Genomic DNA, 20,852 nt, shown 5'->3' with positions numbered 1-20,852 from the left:
AGTCAGACCGCCGACGTGCCGAACGGCGACGTCGGTTCGCCGTCGACGAAGGCCGCCGTCGGCGCGAAGTGTTGGGGGTCGACCGTCAGGAACAGGCCGCGGGACGTGGCGACGGGGGTGTTCGGGTCGACACCCGGGCCCTCGACGATGAACGCCTCCGACGTCGTGTACGCCTTGCGACGGACGGTGCCCTCGACGCGGGCCCGGAACTCGAGCACCGAACCCAGCGGGATCGGGCGCGCGAAGTCGATCTCGAGGTGCGCGGTGACGACGGGGCCGCCGAGGACCATGCACGCCATGCCCTGCGCCTCGTCGAACGCGGTCGAGAGGATGCCGCCGTGGATCACGCCGGGGCCACCCTGGTACCGCTTGGCAACCTCGAGTCGCCCGGTGACGGACAGATTCTCTCCCGCCAGGAAGGTCATCGCCATACCGGCGGGCTGGTCGTCACCGCAGCCGAAGCACTTGGACCAGTGCTGGGGTAGCGGCTGTCCCGGGGCCGGGAAGAACTCCGGCACCGTGGGGAGGACGAGGTCATCAGGCAAGGTCCAAGTACTGCTCACAACTAGGTAATGTAGAGACAGCCCGGCCGCGGCCGGAATGCGGCTCGGCCAGATGTGACGTCGACCGCACGAGGGGGGATTTCGCGATGAACGATGCCACGCCGTCCGCGGTGCTCCGCGAGACGATCGCGCGCCTGGCCCCCGGAACCGCGCTGCGCGACGGACTCGAGCGCATCCTCCGCGGCCGCACCGGCGCCCTGATCGTCCTCGGCTACGACGAACAGGTCGAGGAACTGTGCGACGGTGGATTCGAACTCGACGTCGAGTTCGCGCCCACCCGGCTGCGCGAGCTGTCGAAGATGGACGGCGCCGTCGTCCTCTCCACGGACGGCACCCGCATCGTCCGCGCCAACGTGCAGTTGGTGCCGAACCACAAGATCCCCACCGTCGAGTCCGGGACACGTCACCGTGCGGCCGAGCGCACCGCCATCGAGACCGGCTACCCCGTCGTGTCGGTGAGCCAGTCGATGAGCATCGTGAGCGTGTACGTCGGCGGCATCCGGCATGTCATCAACGCGTCCGCGACCATCCTGTCCCGCGCGAACCAGGCCGTCGCGACCCTCGAGCGGTACAAGGCCCGGCTCGACGGGGTCACCCGGCAGCTGTCCGTCGTCGAGATCGAGGACTTCGTGACACTGCGGGACGCGCTGACGGTGGTGCAGCGGCTGGAGATGGTGCGCCGGGTGTCGGTGGAGATCGAGCAGGACGTGCTCGAACTGGGCACCGACGGCCGGCAGCTGGCGCTGCAGCTCGAGGAACTGGTCGGCGACAACGACGCGGTCCGGCAGCTCATGGTGCGCGACTACCTGGCCGGATCCGAGCCCGCCTCGACGCCGGCGGTCGAGAGCACACTGTCCGCGCTCGACAAGCTCACCGACGTGGATCTGCTCGACCTGACCACTCTGGCTCGTGCCTTCGGCTATCCGGGCACCATCGAGGCCCTGGATGCACCGATGAGTCCGCGCGGCTACCGGGTGCTCACCCGGGTGCCCCGGCTGCAGTTCATGCAGGTACACCGGCTGGTGAGCTCGTTCGGGACCCTGCAGGGGCTGCTCGCGGCCACGGCCGCGGACCTGCAGTCCGTGGACGGCATCGGCGGCCTGTGGGCCCGGCACATCCGTGAGGGCCTCTCACGACTCGCGGAGGCGTCGATCAGCGGTCCGTACGACTAGTTCGGTGCGTCAGGAGAAATTGAACGGCTCGGGGGAACTACGCAGCTCCCCGAGCTGTGCGACCACCGTGTAGGCGCCCGGCACGACCGGCGTGCGGGGGGCCTTGCACCCCGGCTCCGACGTGGTTCCCGACCATTTGACGGTGAATCGCGCCTGCCCGCCCGGCTCGAGCACCTGCATCGCCGGATCGGGATCCGGGTAGCAGTCGACGTTGGACCACAGCCGGTTGTTGCCGTTGAGCGAGTACACGAGCGCCTGCTGAAGTCCCGAGCCCAGGTCCCTCTCGCACTTGCTGGTGCCGATGTTCGTGATCGCTATCGAGAAACTGGGCTCGTCCCCCGACCTGTACTGGGGACGGTCCGGCGACACCTTCAACGCCAGCGACTGGTCGGCGCACGGGGCCACCTCGGCACCGGAACTCGCGGCGGCTGCACTGGTTCCCGACGCGCTCGTGTCCGACGCGCCGGACGTCGAGGATCCCGAGTCGTCCGCCGGGGCGTCCGCCGCGGTGGTGGGCGGTTCGACGAGCTCGGACGTGTCCGCTGCGGCGGCCGCCTCCGGGGAGTCGTCCGAGCCCCCGCCCGCGACTGCCGAGATGATCCATACAACCAGCACGATCACCACCAGGATCACGCCCGCCGCGAGGATGCGACGGCGCCAGTAGATCTCGGGGGGAAGCGGTCCGTTCGGTTCAAGCACGACTCAACCGTAATTCCCTGCGGCCGACTTCGCTTCAGCAGTGTCGGCGTGTCGCCCGGTGCGCACCCGCGATGTCGCTGCGGGCGCGCACCGGACGGGTGCCTCAGTCGACGGTTTCGCCGATCTCACCGACGACGCTCTGCAGCTTGATGTCGCCGTCGGACAGCTTGTAGGTGACACCGACGATGGCGCACTTGCCGGCCTCGACGGCCTCGGAGATGATCCGCGAGCGCTGCATCAGCTGCGAACCCGTCTCGACGACGTGGCGGCCCTCGAGTTCGTCGACGGTGGTCAGGCCGTCGCGCCGGCCCAGCAGGATCGACGGCGCGACACGCTCGACGACGTCGCGGATGAAACCGCTGGGGATGTCGCCGTTGTCGAGGGCGTCGAGGCTGGCCTTGACGGCGCCGCAGCTGTCGTGACCGAAGACGACGACGAGCGGGACGTCGAGGACCGCGACGGCGTACTCGATGGATCCGAGCACTGCACTGTCGATGACGTGACCGGCGGTGCGGACGACGAACATGTCGCCGAGGCCCTGGTCGAAGATGATCTCTGCGGCGACGCGGGAGTCGCCGCAGCCGAAGATCACGGCAGTCGGGTGCTGGGCGTCGACCAACTTCGCGCGGTCGGCAATACCCTGACTCGGATGCTGCGGGGTGCCGCTGACGAAACGCTCGTTACCCTGCTTGAGGGCCTTCCATGCGGAGATCGGGTTGGAATTGGGCATGCGGCAATTGTGCACCTCCGGGTGCTCACCGTCTCGATTGGACCGCCCGGACCCGAGCCGACAGCGCCCGACGGTGCACCGATGAGGATGAGAGTTTCATGTCTGTGGACAGTTCGGCGCTGCTGCGGTGGTACGACGAGCAGGCCCGGGATCTGCCGTGGCGCCGCGAGGGTGTGACGGCCTGGCAGATCCTGATGAGCGAGATCATGCTGCAGCAGACGCCGGTGGTCCGGGTCGCCCCGATCTGGGAGGAGTGGGTGCGCCGCTGGCCGGTGCCGTCGTTGATGGCGGCGTCGAGCCAGGCCGACGTGCTGCGCGCGTGGGGCAAGCTCGGCTACCCGCGGCGGGCGTTGCGCCTGCACGAGTGCGCGGGTGTGCTGGCGAGCGAGCACGGCGATGCCGTCCCCACCGATGTCGGCGTGTTGTTGAGCCTGCCGGGCATCGGCGACTACACCGCCCGCGCCGTCGCGTGTTTCGCCTACGGTCAGCGAGTTCCCGTGGTGGACACCAATGTTCGACGGGTTGTCGCGCGCGCCGTGCACGGCCGGGCCGATCAGGGAAACCCGTCGAACAAACGCGACATGGCCGACGTCGAGGCGCTGCTGCCCCGCACCCGCGACCGCGCGGCCCGCTTCTCCGCCGCGCTGATGGAACTGGGCGCGACGGTGTGCACCGCCCGCACCCCGGACTGCGACGCGTGTCCGCTGCCGCGCTGCACGTGGGTGGAGGCGGGCCGGCCGGCGTACACCGGTGAGCCGCGCAAGGTGCAGAAGTTCGCGGGAACCGATCGCCAGGTCCGCGGGAAGCTGATGGACGTGCTGCGCGGCACCTCCCGCCCCGTCGAGCGCGCGCAACTGGACCTGGTGTGGCTCAGCGACCCCGGACAGCGGGATCGGGCGCTGGACTCGTTGCTGGTCGACGGCCTGGTCGAGCAGACCGAGGATGGCCTGTTCGCCCTCGCCGGCGAGGGCAGCTGACGACCCTCAGCCGAGGGACGTCAGAAACTCCTCCACGGCGTGGCGGTAGCGCTCGGGCTGGTCGTCGTGGACCAGATGTCCGGCGTCGGCGACCCACACGTACTGCGCGTCGTGTCCGTCGAGCATGCGCCGCATCTGCCCCTCGGGGGTGATCGTGAATTCGCCCTCGATGAGCAGTGCGGGGGCGCGGACGGCGTCCCACTGCGCCCAGAAGTCGCGGGTGCCCCATTCCTCCGAGATGTCGCGGAACGTCGCGACGTCACCGTGCAGGTACCAGCCGTCGGCACGCCTGTCGAACGAGTCGAGGAAGTAGCGTCCGGCGACCTCCCCGAAGAATTCGAGGACCGACGCCTCGGTGGGGAACGGCTGCGGCCACGCGGAAACCATTGCCGCCCAGTCGTTCGCGGTACGGCCACGGAAATCCGGTGCCATGTCCTCGAGCACCAACGCGCGGACCCGGCCGGGGTGCGCGGCGGCGAAACACCACGCGTGCAGTGCACCCATCGAGTGCCCGATCACGGTGAGCGGTTCGTCGATGCCGTCGAGGGCCGCGGCCAGATCCGCAACGAACAGTTCCGTCGTGGGATCGCCGTCGATCGGACGCCCGTGCCCGGCGGCGTCGAACGTGTACACGTGACCGTGCCCGCGCAGCCACGACACGTGCCGCGACCACGTCCGCGAACTACCCATCAGCCCGTGCAACAGCACAATCGGCCGTCCTGCCCCACCCTCGTCGTGCAACACGCGATCGACGGTAGCCGAACGTCCGCGGGCCGGGGAGAACAACCGCCCCCGGAGTACCCTCGCGGGCATGGCAGTCGTGAAGATCAACGCAATCGAGATCCCCGAGGGCGCCGGCCCCGAACTGGAGAAGCGGTTCGCCGCCCGCGCTCACGCGGTCGAGAACTCCCCCGGATTCCTCGGATTCCAGCTCCTGCGCCCGGTGAAGGGCGAGAACCGCTACTTCGTGGTGACGCAGTGGGAGTCCGACGAGGCCTTCCAGGCCTGGGCCAGCGGCCCGGCCCGCGAAGCGCACGCCGGCGAACGCGCGAAGCCGGTCGCGAGCGGCGCCTCACTGCTCGAGTTCGACGTCGTCCTCGACGTGGCGGCCAAGACCGAATCCTGATCCACCACATCCCCTTCGGGCGCGTACGGCTAGATCGCGCACGAATCGTCGGTGCAGCCCTCGGCATCCTCGCCGAGGGCTGCGCTGTTCTCGCCCTCCGCGTGGTCGTAGGCCTGCCGGAGCAGCTCACCGAACACGTCCTGCGGTTGCGCGCCCGACACCGCGATCCGGCGGTTCGCGACGAAGAACGGCACCCCCGACACCTGCAGCTGACGGGCGGTCTCGATGTCGGCCCGCACCAGATCGGCTCCGGCGTCACCGTCGAGCGCCGCGGCCACCTCGGCGGCGTCCAGGCCGACACTCGTCGCGATCTCGACCAGCACGGCGCGGTCGTCGATCACCTTGCCGTCCGCGAAGTGCGCGCGGAACAGGGCCTCCAGCAGCGCGTCCCGTCGCTCCCCCGCCAGGTGCAGCAGGCGGTGCGCGTCGAACGTGTTGGCGGCGATCACGGTGTCGAAGTCCATGACGAGCCCGTCGGCCGCCGCCGCCGTCGCGACGTGCGCGAACATCTGCCGCACCTGGTCGACCGGCATGCCCTTGTGCTCGACGAGGGCCTCGAGCTCACCGCGTCGCGCCCCGACCGGGGTGTCCGGAGCAAGCTGGTACGACCGCCACACCACCGACACCCGGTCGCGGTGCGGGAACTCGGCGAGGGCCGCCGTGAAGCGGCGCTTGCCGATGTAGCACCACGGGCAGGCGATGTCCGACCACACCTCGATCTGGACGCTGGGCAGGTCGGCGTCGGACACGGCACTGGCATTGCTCTCGATGTTCACGACGCATTCGAACACACGGCGGGCGCGTCTTGTTCCGCGCCCGCCGTGAGCGGGGTCAACCTCGACGCAGCTGCGCCCGCACTTCCCGCTTGACGACCTTGCCCGACCGGTTGCGCGGCAGCCCCGGGGAGACCACCAGGCCATCGGGCGCGCCGACACCCCGGCTCGCGAGGAACCCGACCAGCTCGTCGAGACCGAGGACCGCACCGGGTCGACATTCCACGACCGCGACGACACGTTCGCCCACGCGGTCGTCGGGGTATCCGACGACCGCCACGTCCGCGACGGACGGATGCTCCGCGATCGACATCTCCAACTCGACCGAGCCGATCGGGACACCGTCGCGCACGATGAGGTCGGCCGCCCGGTCGACGAACCTGACGTACTGGCCGTCGGGGCCGTCGATCACGAACAGGTCGCCGGTTCGGAGGAAGCCGTCCGTGTCGAACGGGTTCCCGTCCCGCGCCGGATGGAGGTACCCCGCGAACACCGTCGGCCCCTTGACCCGCAGCTCACCCAGCACCCCCGCGGCGACGATCGCGGCGCCGGTACCCGGATCCACCAACTCGATCTCCGTGCCCGCGCCGTCCCCCGACAGCGGATACAGCAGGGTCCGCTGCCGGTGGGCCACGTCGGCCGGCGCCGATCGCAGGCTCACGCCTTCGACGGTGCCGAAGAAGTTGATCAACTCGACCCCGTAGGTCTCCTTCCACCTGCGCACCGTGTCCGGCGACATCGGTCCGGCGCCGACGCCGATCCGGGTGAGCGTCGACAAGTCCACTCCCGGCCCCTCACGACGCTCGATCGCCGCGAGGACCGTCGGCCGTCCCGCGGTGTAGGTGACCTTCTCCTCCGCGATCTGACGCAGGAAGACGTCGAGGTCGGACGGTTGATGCTGCACGAGCACGCATCCCGCGTACAGCCACGGCAGCAGCGTTCCGATGATCCCCGCGGTCGTCATCATCGGGAACGGGTTGAGGACGACGTCGTCGACGGTCAGCGACGCCGCACGGGCGAGGGCCCGGGCGTGCGCGAGCGATTCGTAGTGGGCGTGCGGGACACCCCGGGGTTCGCCCTCGGTTCCGGCCGTCCAGCAGATCGCGATGCAGTCGTTGGGGTCGACGACGTGCGTCGCGGCGTACCGGACGACCCGCTCGACGTCGGCGGCCGTCGGCACCGCGTGCCCGATCCGCACGACACCGCCGGGCACACTCACCCCGTAACTCAGGACTGCCCGCAGCGTGGGCATCTGCGAGCGCACGGCCATCACCCGGGCGGCGAGCGAGCTCGAACCGACCCGACCCGCGGTGACGAAGGCGCTCGCGCACGACTCGTTACAGCTCTCGACGATCTCCGCGTCGGTCGAATGCACCGGCAGCGGCGACACGATCGCCCCGATCCGCCAGGCCGCGAGGAAGACGACGACCTGTTCGACGGTGTTCGGCAACTGGACGGCGATCACCTCACCCGCCCGGATCCCGGCCTCGAGCAGCACCTGCGCCAGCCCGTCGACGTCGGCGTCGAGCTCGGCCCAGGTGACCCGGCGCGGCAGCGCGTCGACGTACTCGGCCTTGTTCACGGGATCGACCACGGCGAGTTGGGATCCACGCTCCCGCACACGATCGGCGAAGAGCTGTCGAACCGTCTCCGACGTCCATGCACCGGACGCGGTGTACTCGTTGATCCGGATCTGAGGGTGAATCTTCAGGCTCCCCATGTGCCTTCCCTTCCGTCGATCCGACGCCCCGACCGTCATCACTTCAGTTAGCGGTGTGATCTACATCACCAGATGTACCACGGACCGTTACCCGCGTGCGACCTCGACCTCGTGAACTGGAGGTTCTCGATGCTCATCCGTGACCTGACCCGGCCGGTGAAGGCACCCCGCCTGGAGTGGCCCGGAACAGTGACTGCACACCAGACGCGGCGAGAAGGGCCCCGCGCAGCCGCGATGCCCGATCGACAGGGAACCGCCGTCCGGCACGCCGAACCACCACCGACCCCACTCGATCATCGTCGCCACCACGGGGAAGAACTCGCGCCCCTTCCGTGTCAGGTGGTAGGTGACCCGCCTCTGATGCTCGGGGGCGGGATGCTCGCTCAGCACGCCGAGCTCGGTGAAGACTCGCAGTCGATCCGCCAGGACGGCCGACGGCGCGCCCGTCCACTCGGCGAACACCCCGAACCTCGTCGCGCCGAACGAGGCCGCACCGAGCAATACGGCAGACCACCGGTCCCCGACGAGTTCCATCGTGTGCGGCAACTGCGCTCGCCGACGGACCCCACCGGGGCGTCGACGGCTCGCAGCCGCGGGCGTCCGGCGCGACCCGTCCGATCCACCGCCGCTCGGCGCGGGCGTCGCGATCACGTCGTCCAGCCCCGCAGGCTCCCGGCACCGCCCACACACCAGCACCGGGGCGAACTCGGCCCCGCAGTCGACGTGCCGCATCCCCGACGCGCCCGCCGAACCTTCCGGCGCCCACTCGCGCTCCCACCACCACATCGCCACCAGGATCGGCCACACCGCACGACCACGATCGGTGAGCACGTACTCGGGCCGCGCAGGATGCAACGGAAACACGACCCGGTCGAGCAGCCCGGCGTCGGTGAGTCGGCCGAGCCGGCCGGTCAGGACCGAGTTCGAGATCTTCCCCCGGCCCGCCCAGTCGCTGTACCGCCGTGCTCCGCGCAGCGCCTGAGCCAGAATCCACAGGTTCCACTCGTCACCGAGCAGCCCGAATGCGATCGCGAGCGCATCGTCGCGGCCCAGATCGAGAACGTAGCCTCCCCCACGCATGACCAGCTCCCCCTCGTCAGTGGCCGGAGTATCGCACAGACCGCGTCGTCGAGTCGGCCGAAAGTTCGTTTCCGCGGGTGCACCGTCGGCCCGACACCCCATATCGCCCAGCCTCCACCGGCGTCGCGTTCGCAGTTGTGCGAAGTCCACAAGTGCACGGATCCACCGCATCTGCCGCGTAGCGTCGGTGATGTCTTCCGCCGACCGGGAAACGGCCTCTGCCACCTCCCGCGGTCGCGCACAGCTTCGGCCGTATCCGGCCGAACACCCCAGGAGGAACCATGACTCTCGCCCACAGCCCCAATCGGGCAATCGAATCGGTCGGCGTCGCGCTCGTTGCGGTGGGCGTGGTGCTCCTCGCCCTCGTGACGCTCTATCTCGTCGGCTTCGACCAGGGCGCGATCTCCCGAACCGGGATGTACATGCACGAACTGATGCACGACGGCCGGCACCTCCTGGGGCTCCCGTGCCACTGACAGGATCACTGAAGAGCCTGGTGCTACGAGGCCTGTTCGCCGGACTGATCGCCGGACTCCTCACCGGCGCAGTCGCATTCGCCCTCGGCGAACCGCACGTCGCGGCCGCCATCGAGATCGAGGAGTCAGCGGGTGCGGGCGCCGACGCGACCGCCGCCCACGACGACGGGGAGCCCGCCGCCCCGCACTCGCACTCCGACAGCGACGAACCCCTGGTCTCCCGGGACGGGCAGCGAGCGGGCCTGATCCTCGCAACATCCCTGGCAGGGGTCGCGTTCGGCGCGATCTTCGGTGTCGCCGCACACTACGCACGCCGGTTCACTGCGATGTCCGGCCCACTGCTCGCGCTCGGCTTGGCCGGAGCCGGTTGGCTCGCCGTCGAGGCCGTCCCGTTCTTCAAGTACCCGGCCAATCCACCCGCGGTCGGCGATCCGGACACCATGAACGAACGGACACTGCTGTGGGTCGCCGCGCTCGCGCTCGGGCTCGCCGCGGTGGGTGCCGCCGTCTACGTCGCCAAGAAACTTGCGTCACAACGCTACTGGACATTACGGACCGCCGCGGCGATCGTCACCTTCCTCGCGATCGTCACCGTCGGATACCTCGTCCTTCCGACCGTGAACGAAGTGGCCGAGGACTTCCCCGCCACGCTGTTGTGGCAGTTCCGGATATCTTCGCTGGCGACGCAGGCCACCCTGTGGCTGAGCCTGGGTGTGGCGTTCGCATACCTCACCGAGCGGGCACAACGCGGCGCCGCCTCCCCCGCCGCCACACCGGAACACGCACCGACCGACACCACGCGACCCTAGGAGGGGACTCGACAACGATTCGGACACAACAGGAATCGCCGAAACCACATGGACGGGAGACCTCCATGAGTACCAATCAGGCACAATTCCAGACCCTCACCGACGGTCTGGCGAAGATCACCCCGGCAGTCCACGACGCCCAGGACTCGCCGTACTCGATCACCAACGCGCAGTACGACATCCTGCGGCACGTCCTGCACGACGTCGGCGGGCAACCCGCCCTCCCGGTCGAGTACCTCGAGAAGGAGGAAGAGGCCTGGGAGATGAACACGTACGTCACGTGCGAGTGCCTCGCATGGCGCGGCGCATGGAACGCGGAGATGCGGCGCCGCGCCGAGGTCGACCTCGGCGAGACCCAGTACTTCGGACTCCCGTACTACGCGCGATGGATCACCGTCGCCGCCAAGGTGATGGTCGACAAGGGACTCGTCCCCCTCGACGAACTCTCGGACAAGATCGACGAGGTGCGGGCACGTCTCCAGGAGGCGAGGAAGTGATGCCGAAGTTCAAGATCGGCGACCGCGTGGTCGTCAAGGATCAGACCAGCATCTTCCACACGCGCACACAGGCATTCGTGCGAAACCAGACGGGCGTCGTCGTCGCCCACCGGCCAGACTGGGTGATCCCGGAGGACGAGGCGTTCGACAAGCTCGAGACCGGCCGCACGGAACCGTTCTACGTCGTCTCGTTCAAACAGACCGACCTGTGGCCCCGCTACACCGGATACGACATCGACACGCTCGAAACCGAATGCGCGGAGGGCTGGCTCCGGGCTCCCGACAAGGACCGGCAGGAGGAGAAGTGAGCGACTCACACGACCATTCCGGCAAGGATGCCCACGCACCCATCCGCATCTCCGAGGAGATCAGCGAGTTCGAGGTACTCGAACTCGCACTGCGCGAACTCGCGATCGAGAAGGGACTGTTCTCCACCGAGGACCACCGCAGGTTCTCCGAGTGGGCCGAATCGATCGGCCCGTCCGGCGGATCACGGATGGTCGCGAAGGCCTGGACCGACCCCGAGTTCAAGAAGCGCCTGCTCGAGGACGGCACCGAGGCCAGCAAGGAAGTCGGCATCGACTGGACCGATCCGACGGGCACCGGCACCCCGAGCGACTACACCTACTTCTACGTCCTCGAGAACACCCCGCAGGTGCACAACGTGATCGTGTGCACCCTGTGCTCGTGCTACCCACGGCCCGTGCTGGGGATGTCGCCGGACTGGTACCGGACCCCGAACTATCGCCGCCGCATGGTCCGCCGGCCGCGTGAGGTCCTCGCCGAGTTCGGACTGCACTTCCCGTCCGATGTCGAAGTGCGGGTACATGATTCGAATCAGAAGTCGAGATTCATGGTCATGCCGATGCAACCCGAGGGCACCGAGGGGTGGTCCGAGGAACAGCTCGAGAAGATCGTCACCCGCGACACCATGATCGGCGTGGCACTGCCGTCGGCCGACTGGGACGCATCCAAGGCGCCGTCCGCGCCGTCCGCGCCGTCCGCGCCGTCTTCGGGAGGTGGCCGGTGACGACCGCACAGGGGTACGAGGTCATCCTCGGCACACTGCAGGACGGAGCCACGCGGGACGGCACCCTGCCCGACACCGACCGCAAACCCGATCCGTGGGAATCGGCGATGCAGGCCACCGTCGAATGCCTGTCCTGGCGCGGCGCCTGGGACAACCTGGAACGCCGGCACACCGAGGACGAGCTGGGCGAGACCGTCTACAGCGAGTTCCCCGTCCACTCCCGGTCCGCCATCACCACCGCGCACACACTGCTCGACCGCGGCATCGTGACACAGGACGAGCTGAGGGAGCGGATGGACCGGATCAGGGCGAGGCTCGAACTCGACTGACCGCTACTCGAGCGCGGCGTCCAGCGTGATCGCGACGCCGGTGAGAGCCTTGCTCACCGGGCAGGACTCCTTGGCGGCCTGGGCGACACGGGCGAACCCCGCCGCGTCCAGGCCGTCCACCTCACCGCGGACGGTGAGGGCGATTCCCGTGAGCTTGAATCCCGGATCGTCGGGACCGAGGGAGACGTCGGCACGAATGTCGAGGCTCTGCGGGACGCCGCCCGCCTCACCGATCAGCGCGGACAACTGCATCGCGTAGCACGACGAGTGCGCCGCCGCGATCAACTCCTCCGGACTGGTGGTGCCCCCGGCGTCGTCGGCGGCCCGCTTCGGGAACGACACCTCGAAGGTACCCACCCCCGAACTGCTGAGTTCGACCTGCCCCGAACCCTTTTCGAGCGTCCCGTTCCAGGCGGTGCGTGCGGTACGTGTGGGCATTGGGAATCCTTCCGTCGGAGTGTGCGGGTGACGACCACCAGTGTTCCCCGACACCGCGCCCGGCACGCGCGATTCGCTCAGGATCGCCGGGCGGCAGCGTCGGCCCGCGCGACCGCGTCATCGGTGGCCCGATACTGCTCGAGCAGTTCCCGTTCCCGGTCACGGCGCGGGAAGACGAAGAAGACCAGTGCCGCGCCGACCAGGACGATCACGATCGCCGCGCCGTACGCGCGGGTGTCGCCGTCCAGGAACGCCGCGCGGGCGGCAGCGGTGATCGTGTCCGCGTACTGCGGGTACCGCTCCGCGACGTTCTCGGCCCCCGCGAACGACTTCTCCAGTGCGGCCTCGGTCTGGTCGCTGACGGCGTCCGAGTCCGGACTGGACGCGATCGCGGCGGCGAACGAGGCCGAGTACCCGGCGGTGAGCAGCGCCCCGAGCACCGACTGCACGATCGCGCCACCCAGGTCGCGCTGCAGGTCCGCGGTGCCCGACGCCATCCCCGCCCGCCACACCGGCACCGACCCGGTCAGCGAATGCGAGGCCGGCGTGCCCGCGAGCCCGACGCCCGCACCGAGGAACATGTAGCCGAGCGCGATCTTCCAGTACTGCGCGTCCTCCTTCCACAACAGCAGCGCCACCAGCAGCCCCAGCACGATCGCCGTGTACCCGAGCAGCAGCGTGAACCGCGCGCCGTACGACTCGACGAGCCTGGCCGACTGCGGCGCCACCACCACCATGACCGCCGCTGCGGGCAGGCCGGCGGAACCTGCTGCCAGCGTGGAATACCCGAGCACGTTCTGCATGAACTGCTGCCCGATGTACATCGTCCCCATCAGCGTCCCGAACACGACGATGCCGGCGACCGCGGCCACCCAGAAGATCCGCCGCCGAGCCACCGTCAGGTCGAACAACGGGTACCTCGCCCGCAACTGACGGATTCCGAACCCGACACCCGCCGCGGCGGCCACCAGCAGCATCGACAGCGCGGTCGTGCGCATCCCGTCGACGGGCGCGAAGTTGATGCCCAGCACCAGCGCCGCCACCAGGATCACCGACACGATCCCGCCGAGATGATCCACCGGATCGGTCGACTCGTTGACGTGGCTCGGCACGAACACCACCGCGAAGCCCAGCGCGACCAGCGCCAGCGGCACCGTCACCAGGAACACCGAACCCCACTCGAACGACTGCAACAGGGCACCGGACACGAGCGGGCCGAGGGACGACAGGCCGCCGCCGATCGCGGACCACAGCGCGATCGCCTTCGTCCGGCCCGGCCCCGACCACAGCGCGGTGATCAGCGCGAGAGTGGTCGGGAAGGCCATGCCCGCCGCGACGCCACCGAGCAGGCGCGCGAGGATCAGCACCTCGACCGTCGGGGCGTAGGCGGCGATGATGCACGCGGGCAACGACAGCAGCATCCCGAGCACCAACATCATCTTGCGCCCGAACCGGTCACCGAGAGCACCGAGGTAGAGCACCGAACCGGCGAGCCCGACGGAGTAGCCGACCGCGATCAGGTTCAGCTGCGTCTGGCTCGCGTCGAAGGCCCGACCGATGTCGGGCAGCGCGACATTGGCCACCGCCAGGTTCAGGTTCGCCACGGCCGCGACCAGGATCAGGGCCGTCAGGACGAACGGGGCCCGGGCGGGGCGGATCCCGACCGTTGCGGACGTCATGCGGCCAGTCCACACCATCGTGGCCGATCGCGTGCGCCGAAATGCCGAGGAGACGACGGCGAACCCGGCAACTGGCATAGCGTGCTGACCATGACCATCGACGATCGGACCCGACCGGTCCTCGACGAGAGTGCCGCCCGGACCGTCGGGCTGGCCCGCGCCGCGCACCGACGGCGACGGCGGGGACGCGGACCGATCCTGATCGGCATCGATGGCCCCGCGGGCGGCGGAAAATCGACCCTGGCCGACGGGGTGTCCGCGGCCCTCGGCGACGCACCGATCGTCCGGATGGACGACCTGTATCCCAGCTGGGACGGGTTGGCGGCGTCGGTGCCGCTCCTCGTCCGCTGGGTTCTCGCACCCGCCGAGCGGGGCCGGACGCCGCGGTATCGGCGCTACGACTGGCATCGCGGCGCCTACGCGCAGTGGCACACGGTCCGCCGCCACCGCTACCTGATCGTCGAGGGCGCCGGATCGACCTGCGCCACCGCGCGCCGGTACTACGCCGTCCGGGTGTTCGTCGACGCCGCCCCGGACGAACGGATGCGACGCGCCCTGCTGCGCGACGGCGACATGTTCCGGCCGCACTGGGACCGCTGGGCCCGCCAGGAGGCGGCGCTGTTCGGGCCGGACCGGCCCCGGCGCGCCGCCCACCTCACGGTGACCAGCTGACACGGACCTGACACACGACGGCGCCCCGCACGCTGCTGCGTGCGGGGCGCCGTCGTGTGCCTGTGAAACCTACTCGGCCGAGTGATCGCCCTCTGCCGGGGCGGCCTTGGCCATGTCGATGGGCAGCGAGTCCGGAACCGTGACCGGCTTCGGTGCGCCACGGAACGTGAACTTCGCGTTCTCGCCGGCACCCTCGCCGTCCCAGCCTTCGACATCGACCAGGACGATCTGGCCCGCGCCCAGCTCGTTGAAGAGGATCTTCTCCGACAGCTGGTCCTCGATCTCGCGCTGGATGGTGCGACGCAGCGGACGCGCACCCAGCACCGGATCGAAACCACGCTTCGCGAGCAGCGACTTGGCCTGCTCGGTCAGCTCGATGTCCATGTCCTTGTTCTTCAGCTGCTTCTCGACGCGACCGATCATCAGGTCCACCATCTGGATGATCTCGTCCTGAGACAGCTGGTGGAAGACGATGATGTCGTCGATGCGGTTGAGGAACTCGGGGCGGAAGTGCTTCTTGAGCTCGTCGTGGACCTTGAGCTTCATGCGCTCGTAGTTCGACTCCGTGCCGGTTCCCGACGTGAAGCCGAGGCCGACGGCCTTCGAGATGTCGGAGGTACCGAGGTTCGAGGTGAAGATCAGCACGGTGTTCTTGAAGTCGACCGTACGACCCTGACCGTCGGTGAGACGGCCGTCCTCGAGCACCTGCAGGAGGGTGTTGTAGATCTCCTGGTGGGCCTTCTCGATCTCGTCGAACAGAACCACGGAGAACGGCTTGCGGCGCACCTTCTCGGTGAGCTGGCCGCCCTCTTCGTAGCCGACGTAGCCGGGAGGGGCACCGAACAGGCGCGACGCGGTGAACCGGTCGTGGAACTCGCCCATGTCGATCTGGATGAGCGCGTCGTCGTCGCCGAACAGGAAGTTCGCGAGCGCCTTGGACAGCTCGGTCTTACCGACACCGGACGGGCCGGCGAAGATGAACGAGCCGGACGGACGCTTCGGATCCTTCAGGCCGGCGCGGGTGCGGCGGATCGCCTTGGAGACCGCCTTGACGGCGTCCTCCTGGCCGATGATCCGCTTGTGCAGCTCCTCCTCCATGCGGAGCAGACGGGTGGTCTCCTCCTCGGTGAGCTTGAAGACCGGGATGCCGGTCCAGTTGCCCAGCACCTCGGCGATCTGCTCGTCGTCGACCTCGGCGATGACATCCAGGTCACCGGAACGCCACTGCTTCTCGCGCTCGGCACGCTGTGCGACGAGGGTCTTCTCCTTGTCGCGCAGGTTCGCGGCCTTCTCGAAGTCCTGCGCGTCGATCGCGGACTCCTTCTCGCGACGGGCGTCGGCGATCCGGTCGTCGAACTCGCGCAGGTCCGGCGGCGCGGTCATCCGACGGATGCGCATTCGGGCGCCCGCCTCGTCGATGAGGTCGATTGCCTTGTCCGGCAGGAAGCGGTCGTTGATGTAGCGGTCGGCGAGGGTGGCCGCCGCGACCAGAGCGCTGTCGGTGATCGAGACGCGGTGGTGCGCCTCGTAGCGGTCGCGCAGACCCTTGAGGATCTCGATGGTGTGCTCGACCGTCGGCTCGCCGACCTGCACCGGCTGGAAGCGGCGCTCGAGCGCGGCATCCTTCTCGATGTACTTGCGGTACTCGTCGAGGGTGGTGGCGCCGATGGTCTGCAGCTCACCGCGGGCCAGCTTCGGCTTGAGGATCGAGGCCGCGTCGATGGCGCCCTCGGCCGCGCCGGCACCGACAAGCGTGTGCAGCTCGTCGATGAACAGGATGATGTCGCCGCGGGTGTTGATCTCCTTGAGGACCTTCTTGAGGCGTTCCTCGAAGTCACCGCGGTAACGGCTGCCGGCCACCAGGGAGCCCAGGTCCAGCGTGTAGAGCTGCTTGTCCTTGAGGGTCTCGGGGACCTCACCGTTGACGATGGCCTGCGCGAGGCCCTCGACCACGGCGGTCTTGCCGACACCCGGCTCGCCGATGAGGACAGGGTTGTTCTTGGTGCGGCGGCTCAGGACCTGCATGACGCGCTCGATTTCCTTCGAGCGGCCGATGACCGGGTCGAGCTTGCCTTCGAGAGCGGCCTGCGTGAGGTTGCGGCCGAACTGGTCGAGGACCAGCGACGTCGACGGGGTACCCGCCTCGCCACGGCTGCCGCCGGCCTCGGCCGGCTCCTTGCCCTGGTAGCCCGAGAGCAGCTGGATCACCTGCTGGCGGACACGGTTGAGGTCGGCGCCGAGCTTGACGAGGACCTGGGCGGCGACGCCCTCGCCCTCGCGGATCAGACCGAGGAGAATGTGCTCGGTGCCTATGTAGTTGTGGCCGAGCTGCAGCGCCTCGCGCAGGCTGAGCTCGAGGACCTTCTTGGCACGCGGGGTGAAGGGGATGTGGCCGGACGGGGCCTGCTGACCCTGGCCGATGATCTCCTCGACCTGGCTGCGGACACCTTCGAGGGAGATACCCAACGACTCCAGCGACTTCGCCGCCACACCCTCACCCTCGTGGATGAGGCCGAGCAGGATGTGTTCCGTGCCGATGTAGTTGTGGTTGAGCATCCTGGCTTCTTCTTGCGCCAGGACAACAACGCGCCGCGCGCGATCGGTGAACCTCTCGAACATCGCTCTCCCTCACACTCTCCGGCGGTCAGCTCCGAGACCTGATGTCTCGTACCTTCCCGCCGCGTTTCGCTCCGGCACAACAGGCTGACGGCCTCCGGAACCGACGAAGGTTCCACGACCCCACCTCATACTCTAGTGGGCCGGGTTTCCACCCGCCGCTCCTCCACCCGTCAAACGTGCGGAGCCGACCTGCTCGAACTCTTCAACGCCGCAGGTGGCGGAATCGTTTCCCGTCGGCTGTACGCCTGAAGCGAACACTTCCGCAACCGGTGTCCGGGGCGGGCAAACGGCGGCCAGGAGTCGTTCCAGCGACCGATGCAGCGCCCACGCGACCGGGACCGAGAAGGCGACGGTGACGATGAAGACACCCACCGTCGAGCCCTGGAAGGTGCGGTACCCGAGCATCTCCATCACGAACTCCATCACCACCAGGTGCACGAGGAACAGCTCGTAGGAGACCTCCCCCAGCCACACCATCGGACGCGACGCGCACAGCCTGCCGAGCGGTCCGGGACGATCCCCGATCACCAGCGGCGCCATCAGCGACACCACGAACAGCAGGTAGAGCAGCGACTTGGTGACGGCCTCGCCGGCGTCCGCCGGGACGATCGTCGCCTCCCCCGCCAGCGGCGTGCACGCCAGCAGCAGGAAGTACAGCGCCAGCAGGCCCATCGCGTACGGGTTGCACCGCCGCACGGTCACCGACGCGACGGCCAGCAGCATGCCGCCCGCGAACCACGCCACGAATCCCGGCAGCCACAGCCTCGCGGTGAACGTGATGTCCGTGTTGTGCGTGATCAGCGTCCACACCGGCGTGATCGCGACGACCACGAGCAGGGCGATCGTGAGCCGGACCGGATGCCACGAGCGGCGGCAGACGACCACGACGAGGAACCACCCGAGCACCGGCAGCAGCAGATAGAACGTGACCTCCACCGCCAGACTCCACATCTGGGTGAGCCCGGTGTGCAGGTGCCCGGCCCCGTAGATCTGGGTGAGCGTCATGTTCCGCACGAAGCCCGACCAGCCGAGGCCCGACTCGCCCGGTTCCCGGAACAGGTAGATCACGTAGGTCGCGACGACGGCGATCCAGTAGGCCGGCAGGATCCGCCGAGCCCGGTTCCGCAGGTAGGTGCGAGCCGACGGCAGCTCCTGCCGTCCGGCCGCCGCCCGCAGCCACGGACGGAACAGCAGAAATCCTGACAGTGCGAAGAACACGGCGACGCCGATCTCGAGCCGCGAGAGGGCTCCGCCCGCCAGATCGTTCGTATAGCGGCCGGTCCAGAACGCGGCGTGCGCGCCGACCACCAGCAGCGCCGCGACCGCGCGCAGGCCGGTGAGCGACGGCTGGTACCCGGCGTCTTCGTGTCCGTCCGCTCTCACGAGCCGGATCCGGCGGCCGGGACGACGGCACCGACCGGACCGGCGCCGACGCACAGCGCCAGCCCGGGTGTCACCGGTTGCACGCGGACCGCGGTCCCGGGGCCGAAGAGCCGCACGAACACCTGGTTCAACCCGGCCTGGACGGGGACGGTCACCGGATCGCCGGCCGGGTCGCTGCCGCTGAGCCCCACCTCGATCGTCCCGTCGGCGCTCGCGAAGTAGTTGAGCTGGACGGTCCACTCCCAGTCGATCAGCGGACCGTCGAGCGGGATGTCGGTCGCACCGCTCTCGACGCGGTAACCGCAGCCCGCGGACGGCCCCTGCCCGATGTTGCGGATCGACGTGACGGCACCGGGGATCAGCCGACCGGTGTCGTCGAGAAGCTGCAGGTAGTTGGTGGAACGGCCGAACTCCGGACGCTCGTCCAGTGGCGCGAAGATGTGGCTGGTCGTGTTGTGCGGGTACGCGACCGGGAGTAGCACCCAGATGGACACCGGCTGATCCAGCAACGGCGAACCCTGGTTCGCGGCCAGCGAGGCGCGCGCGTTCGCGAGGTAGTCGACGGTGGGATTGTCCCGCCACCGCTCGACGAACGTGACCGTCGACCACAGGCTGCTCCCGACGAATGCGGCGGTCAGCGCCACCGCGACGGCGGCCCGTCGCTCGGGCCTCCGGAGGACTGCCGGCGTCCACGGAACGGTGTCCTCGCGACGCGGCGCACGGGCGATCAACGCCCAGGCAATCGCGATGACGACCGCGCTGTCGGCGACATATCGGAGTGTCTGCGCCAGCTCGTAGGCGGTACCGGGTCCGGATCGGGTCAGCACCATCGCCGCCTCCGACGCCGCGACGTACGCGACCAGCGCCAGCCACACCGCTCCGGTGCGCTTCAGGCACCGCAGCGACCAGACCAGCGCCGACAGCACCACGGCCCACCCGAGCACGACCAGAACGGCCGGCGGCGTCGCCCACGGCGGGCTCGGCGGCCACCGGTCCCACCCCCACGGCCCTCCGAGCAGCGTCGGCACCAGACCCAACGACGTCGCGTGGTGCGTGAGGCCGACGGTCTGCGTCGCGCTCGGCACGACGAGCCGCGACTCGGTGAAGGACAGGTACGCCGTCGCCCACAGCGCGGTGACTGCGATCAGGGGAATCCACAGCGCCCGGCCCCGGTGCCACGTCGACCTGAGTGGACGTTCGATCCCGTCCGACCGCAGCAGCAGCGCGACGGTCACGAACGCGACGATCGGCACCAGCACCGACTTCTCGAAGAACGCCAGCGACAGCGCGGTCACCACGGTCCCGGACACTGCGAACCGGACCCGCCCGGTACGGCAGAACCGGATCGCGTCGCCCGCCACCCAGGCGAGGGCGATCTGCATCGGCAGTGAATTGAGCCCCGCGGCCCACCAGGCGAAGGACGGCAGCGTCAGCGGGGAGAACAGGTAGAACGTCAGGGGCAGCAGCAGAATCGGGCGCGGGCCCAGCAGCAACCGCAGGAGACGGAGGACCGCGAGCGAGGCCAGCAGTTGCAGCACCAACAACATCACCGCGGGAACCGCCCAGTTCAGCGGTGCCGCCGTGGTCGCGAACCAGGCCGCCAGGAACGCGGCCGGCATGAAATGACCGTCGTGGTCGTAGAACAGGAACTCACCCGAGAGCGCCGGGTACTGCCCCGAGCGGCTGATGAGGATCAGGTCGTCCCAGTAGAAGTCGCCGGAGAAGGCAACGATGCCCCGCACCACCATCTGCAGAGCGATCAGCATGGCGGCGACGGCGAGGACGCGTCGTGAATCGAGCACCCACCAGCGATTCCGTGCCGGTGTCGGCGAGTCGACCACCCCGCCCTGCCCAGCGTCCGGAACCACTCGCACGCGCACACACTCCTTCCCGCCGGCCCTATCGCCGGAGCGGAACCTTACTCAAGCAAATTAATGCGAGTCTGAGGATCCGCCGAGGTGCGGCGCATACGCGGCCCAATTATCCTGCCGGTTCCCCCCGTGCCGTGTACAGGCACAACCGGATTAGGACGAGTATCGGACGGTTTTACGCGACGAACCGTTCGTGCTCCGGGTGGATC

General features: G+C 69.0%; 22 protein-coding genes. 10 read left to right on the top strand and 12 right to left on the bottom strand.

Annotation, left to right across the window (positions count from 1 at the left end):
• Window positions 1-2: 2 nt before the first annotated feature.
• A complete protein-coding gene (locus IJ15_RS0116780) occupies window positions 3-563 on the bottom strand; it encodes a PaaI family thioesterase (RefSeq protein WP_031939503.1) in 561 nt (186 codons plus the stop codon).
• Window positions 564-649: 86 nt separating this feature from the next.
• Here IJ15_RS0116780 and disA point away from each other — a divergent pair, with 86 nt between their 5' ends.
• Entirely contained in the window at window positions 650-1,735 is a 1,086-nt protein-coding gene (gene disA / locus IJ15_RS0116775; RefSeq protein ID WP_031939502.1) for a DNA integrity scanning diadenylate cyclase DisA, read from the top strand.
• 9 nt (window positions 1,736-1,744) lie between these two features.
• On the opposite strand, the gene IJ15_RS0116770 is transcribed toward disA, so the two are convergent.
• Entirely contained in the window at window positions 1,745-2,434 is a 690-nt protein-coding gene (locus IJ15_RS0116770) for a hypothetical protein (protein ID WP_031939501.1), read from the bottom strand.
• A 103-nt stretch (window positions 2,435-2,537) separates the two neighbouring features.
• A complete protein-coding gene (locus IJ15_RS0116765; RefSeq protein ID WP_031939500.1) occupies window positions 2,538-3,164 on the bottom strand; it encodes a carbonic anhydrase in 627 nt (208 codons plus the stop codon).
• A gap of 98 nt (window positions 3,165-3,262) precedes the next feature.
• Between IJ15_RS0116765 and IJ15_RS0116760 the strand changes: the two genes are divergently transcribed.
• Window positions 3,263-4,141 (top strand): HhH-GPD family protein, encoded by an 879-nt coding sequence (locus tag IJ15_RS0116760; RefSeq protein WP_031939499.1) that lies wholly within the window; start codon window positions 3,263-3,265, stop codon window positions 4,139-4,141.
• Between the two features lie 6 nt (window positions 4,142-4,147).
• On the opposite strand, the gene IJ15_RS0116755 is transcribed toward IJ15_RS0116760, so the two are convergent.
• Window positions 4,148-4,885 (bottom strand): alpha/beta fold hydrolase, encoded by a 738-nt coding sequence (locus IJ15_RS0116755; protein ID WP_031939498.1) that lies wholly within the window; start codon window positions 4,883-4,885, stop codon window positions 4,148-4,150.
• Between the two features lie 67 nt (window positions 4,886-4,952).
• Between IJ15_RS0116755 and mhuD the strand changes: the two genes are divergently transcribed.
• Window positions 4,953-5,267, top strand: coding sequence for a mycobilin-forming heme oxygenase MhuD (gene mhuD, locus IJ15_RS0116750; RefSeq protein ID WP_031939497.1), 315 nt, complete (start codon window positions 4,953-4,955; stop codon window positions 5,265-5,267).
• A gap of 29 nt (window positions 5,268-5,296) precedes the next feature.
• On the opposite strand, the gene IJ15_RS0116745 is transcribed toward mhuD, so the two are convergent.
• From IJ15_RS0116745 to IJ15_RS0116735, 3 genes are all read right to left on the bottom strand, one after another.
• Entirely contained in the window at window positions 5,297-6,043 is a 747-nt protein-coding gene (locus tag IJ15_RS0116745) for a DsbA family oxidoreductase (RefSeq protein ID WP_231569564.1), read from the bottom strand.
• A gap of 55 nt (window positions 6,044-6,098) precedes the next feature.
• The gene (locus IJ15_RS0116740; protein ID WP_031939495.1) at window positions 6,099-7,760 is read right to left on the bottom strand and encodes a class I adenylate-forming enzyme family protein; all 1,662 of its coding nucleotides are present in this window, start codon (window positions 7,758-7,760) and stop codon (window positions 6,099-6,101) included.
• A gap of 87 nt (window positions 7,761-7,847) precedes the next feature.
• Window positions 7,848-8,840 carry a winged helix-turn-helix transcriptional regulator gene (locus IJ15_RS0116735; protein WP_197059846.1) on the bottom strand — a complete coding sequence of 331 codons (993 nt, stop codon included), beginning with the start codon at window positions 8,838-8,840 and terminating at the stop codon, window positions 7,848-7,850.
• Between the two features lie 281 nt (window positions 8,841-9,121).
• Here IJ15_RS0116735 and IJ15_RS0116730 point away from each other — a divergent pair, with 281 nt between their 5' ends.
• The 6 genes from IJ15_RS0116730 (at window position 9,122) to IJ15_RS0116705 (ending at window position 11,981) form a co-directional block, all read left to right on the top strand.
• Window positions 9,122-9,316 carry a CbtB domain-containing protein gene (locus tag IJ15_RS0116730; RefSeq protein WP_031939493.1) on the top strand — a complete coding sequence of 65 codons (195 nt, stop codon included), beginning with the start codon at window positions 9,122-9,124 and terminating at the stop codon, window positions 9,314-9,316.
• Window positions 9,307-10,125 carry a CbtA family protein gene (locus IJ15_RS0116725; protein ID WP_031939492.1) on the top strand — a complete coding sequence of 273 codons (819 nt, stop codon included), beginning with the start codon at window positions 9,307-9,309 and terminating at the stop codon, window positions 10,123-10,125. Before IJ15_RS0116730 ends, IJ15_RS0116725 begins: the two co-directional genes overlap by 10 nt.
• A 65-nt stretch (window positions 10,126-10,190) precedes the next feature.
• On the top strand, window positions 10,191-10,622 hold the full coding sequence (locus IJ15_RS26990; RefSeq protein ID WP_031939491.1) for an SH3-like domain-containing protein: 432 nt from the start codon (window positions 10,191-10,193) through the stop codon (window positions 10,620-10,622).
• Window positions 10,622-10,930 (top strand): SH3-like domain-containing protein, encoded by a 309-nt coding sequence (locus IJ15_RS26985; RefSeq protein ID WP_031939490.1) that lies wholly within the window; start codon window positions 10,622-10,624, stop codon window positions 10,928-10,930. Before IJ15_RS26990 ends, IJ15_RS26985 begins: the two co-directional genes overlap by 1 nt.
• Window positions 10,927-11,652, top strand: a complete 726-nt coding sequence (gene scnC, locus IJ15_RS0116710; RefSeq protein ID WP_031939489.1) for a thiocyanate hydrolase subunit gamma — start codon at window positions 10,927-10,929, stop codon at window positions 11,650-11,652. The genes IJ15_RS26985 and scnC overlap by 4 nt, the downstream gene beginning before the upstream one ends.
• Window positions 11,649-11,981, top strand: coding sequence for an SH3-like domain-containing protein (locus IJ15_RS0116705; RefSeq protein WP_031939488.1), 333 nt, complete (start codon window positions 11,649-11,651; stop codon window positions 11,979-11,981). Before scnC ends, IJ15_RS0116705 begins: the two co-directional genes overlap by 4 nt.
• A gap of 3 nt (window positions 11,982-11,984) precedes the next feature.
• On the opposite strand, the gene IJ15_RS0116700 is transcribed toward IJ15_RS0116705, so the two are convergent.
• Both IJ15_RS0116700 and IJ15_RS0116695 read right to left on the bottom strand, forming a co-directional pair.
• Window positions 11,985-12,419, bottom strand: coding sequence for an OsmC family protein (locus IJ15_RS0116700; protein ID WP_031939487.1), 435 nt, complete (start codon window positions 12,417-12,419; stop codon window positions 11,985-11,987).
• Between the two features lie 77 nt (window positions 12,420-12,496).
• Window positions 12,497-14,098: an MFS transporter gene (locus tag IJ15_RS0116695; RefSeq protein ID WP_031939486.1), complete on the bottom strand. Its 1,602-nt coding sequence runs from the start codon at window positions 14,096-14,098 to the stop codon at window positions 12,497-12,499.
• Between the two features lie 90 nt (window positions 14,099-14,188).
• On the opposite strand from IJ15_RS0116695, the gene IJ15_RS0116690 reads away from it, so the two are divergent.
• A complete protein-coding gene (locus IJ15_RS0116690) occupies window positions 14,189-14,770 on the top strand; it encodes a nucleoside/nucleotide kinase family protein (protein ID WP_231569563.1) in 582 nt (193 codons plus the stop codon).
• Window positions 14,771-14,839: 69 nt separating this feature from the next.
• On the opposite strand, the gene IJ15_RS0116685 is transcribed toward IJ15_RS0116690, so the two are convergent.
• The 3 genes from IJ15_RS0116685 to IJ15_RS0116675 all read right to left on the bottom strand — a co-directional run bounded on the left by IJ15_RS0116685 (window position 14,840) and on the right by IJ15_RS0116675 (window position 20,646).
• Entirely contained in the window at window positions 14,840-17,389 is a 2,550-nt protein-coding gene (locus tag IJ15_RS0116685; RefSeq protein WP_031939484.1) for an ATP-dependent Clp protease ATP-binding subunit, read from the bottom strand.
• Window positions 17,390-17,521: 132 nt separating this feature from the next.
• Window positions 17,522-18,772, bottom strand: coding sequence for an acyltransferase family protein (locus tag IJ15_RS0116680; protein ID WP_081880782.1), 1,251 nt, complete (start codon window positions 18,770-18,772; stop codon window positions 17,522-17,524).
• On the bottom strand, window positions 18,769-20,646 hold the full coding sequence (locus IJ15_RS0116675; RefSeq protein ID WP_031939482.1) for a hypothetical protein: 1,878 nt from the start codon (window positions 20,644-20,646) through the stop codon (window positions 18,769-18,771). Before IJ15_RS0116675 ends, IJ15_RS0116680 begins: the two co-directional genes overlap by 4 nt.
• Window positions 20,647-20,852 lie beyond the last annotated feature (206 nt).

The organism is Prescottella defluvii (assembly GCF_000738775.1).
Classification (GTDB): Bacteria; Actinomycetota; Actinomycetes; order Mycobacteriales; family Mycobacteriaceae; genus Prescottella; species Prescottella defluvii.
The sequence above is the reverse complement of the archived record's forward strand: the minus strand, read 5'-3'. Positions and strand labels throughout refer to the sequence as shown.

Bases quoted from the DNA above. Each gene is read 5' to 3' on its own strand.
- disA (WP_031939502.1), top strand. From the start codon at position 650: ATGAACGATGCCACGCCGTCCGCGGTGCTCCGCGAGACGATCGCGCGC.
- IJ15_RS0116765 (WP_031939500.1), bottom strand. From the start codon at position 3,164: ATGCCCAATTCCAACCCGATCTCCGCATGGAAGGCCCTCAAGCAGGGT.
- IJ15_RS0116760 (WP_031939499.1), top strand. From the start codon at position 3,263: ATGTCTGTGGACAGTTCGGCGCTGCTGCGGTGGTACGACGAGCAGGCC.
- mhuD (WP_031939497.1), top strand. From the start codon at position 4,953: ATGGCAGTCGTGAAGATCAACGCAATCGAGATCCCCGAGGGCGCCGGC.
- IJ15_RS0116740 (WP_031939495.1), bottom strand. From the start codon at position 7,760: ATGGGGAGCCTGAAGATTCACCCTCAGATCCGGATCAACGAGTACACC.
- IJ15_RS0116735 (WP_197059846.1), bottom strand. From the start codon at position 8,840: ATGCGTGGGGGAGGCTACGTTCTCGATCTGGGCCGCGACGATGCGCTC.
- IJ15_RS0116730 (WP_031939493.1), top strand. From the start codon at position 9,122: ATGACTCTCGCCCACAGCCCCAATCGGGCAATCGAATCGGTCGGCGTC.
- IJ15_RS26990 (WP_031939491.1), top strand. From the start codon at position 10,191: ATGAGTACCAATCAGGCACAATTCCAGACCCTCACCGACGGTCTGGCG.
- IJ15_RS26985 (WP_031939490.1), top strand. From the start codon at position 10,622: ATGCCGAAGTTCAAGATCGGCGACCGCGTGGTCGTCAAGGATCAGACC.
- IJ15_RS0116700 (WP_031939487.1), bottom strand. From the start codon at position 12,419: ATGCCCACACGTACCGCACGCACCGCCTGGAACGGGACGCTCGAAAAG.
- IJ15_RS0116695 (WP_031939486.1), bottom strand. From the start codon at position 14,098: ATGACGTCCGCAACGGTCGGGATCCGCCCCGCCCGGGCCCCGTTCGTC.
- IJ15_RS0116690 (WP_231569563.1), top strand. From the start codon at position 14,189: ATGACCATCGACGATCGGACCCGACCGGTCCTCGACGAGAGTGCCGCC.
- IJ15_RS0116685 (WP_031939484.1), bottom strand. From the start codon at position 17,389: ATGTTCGAGAGGTTCACCGATCGCGCGCGGCGCGTTGTTGTCCTGGCG.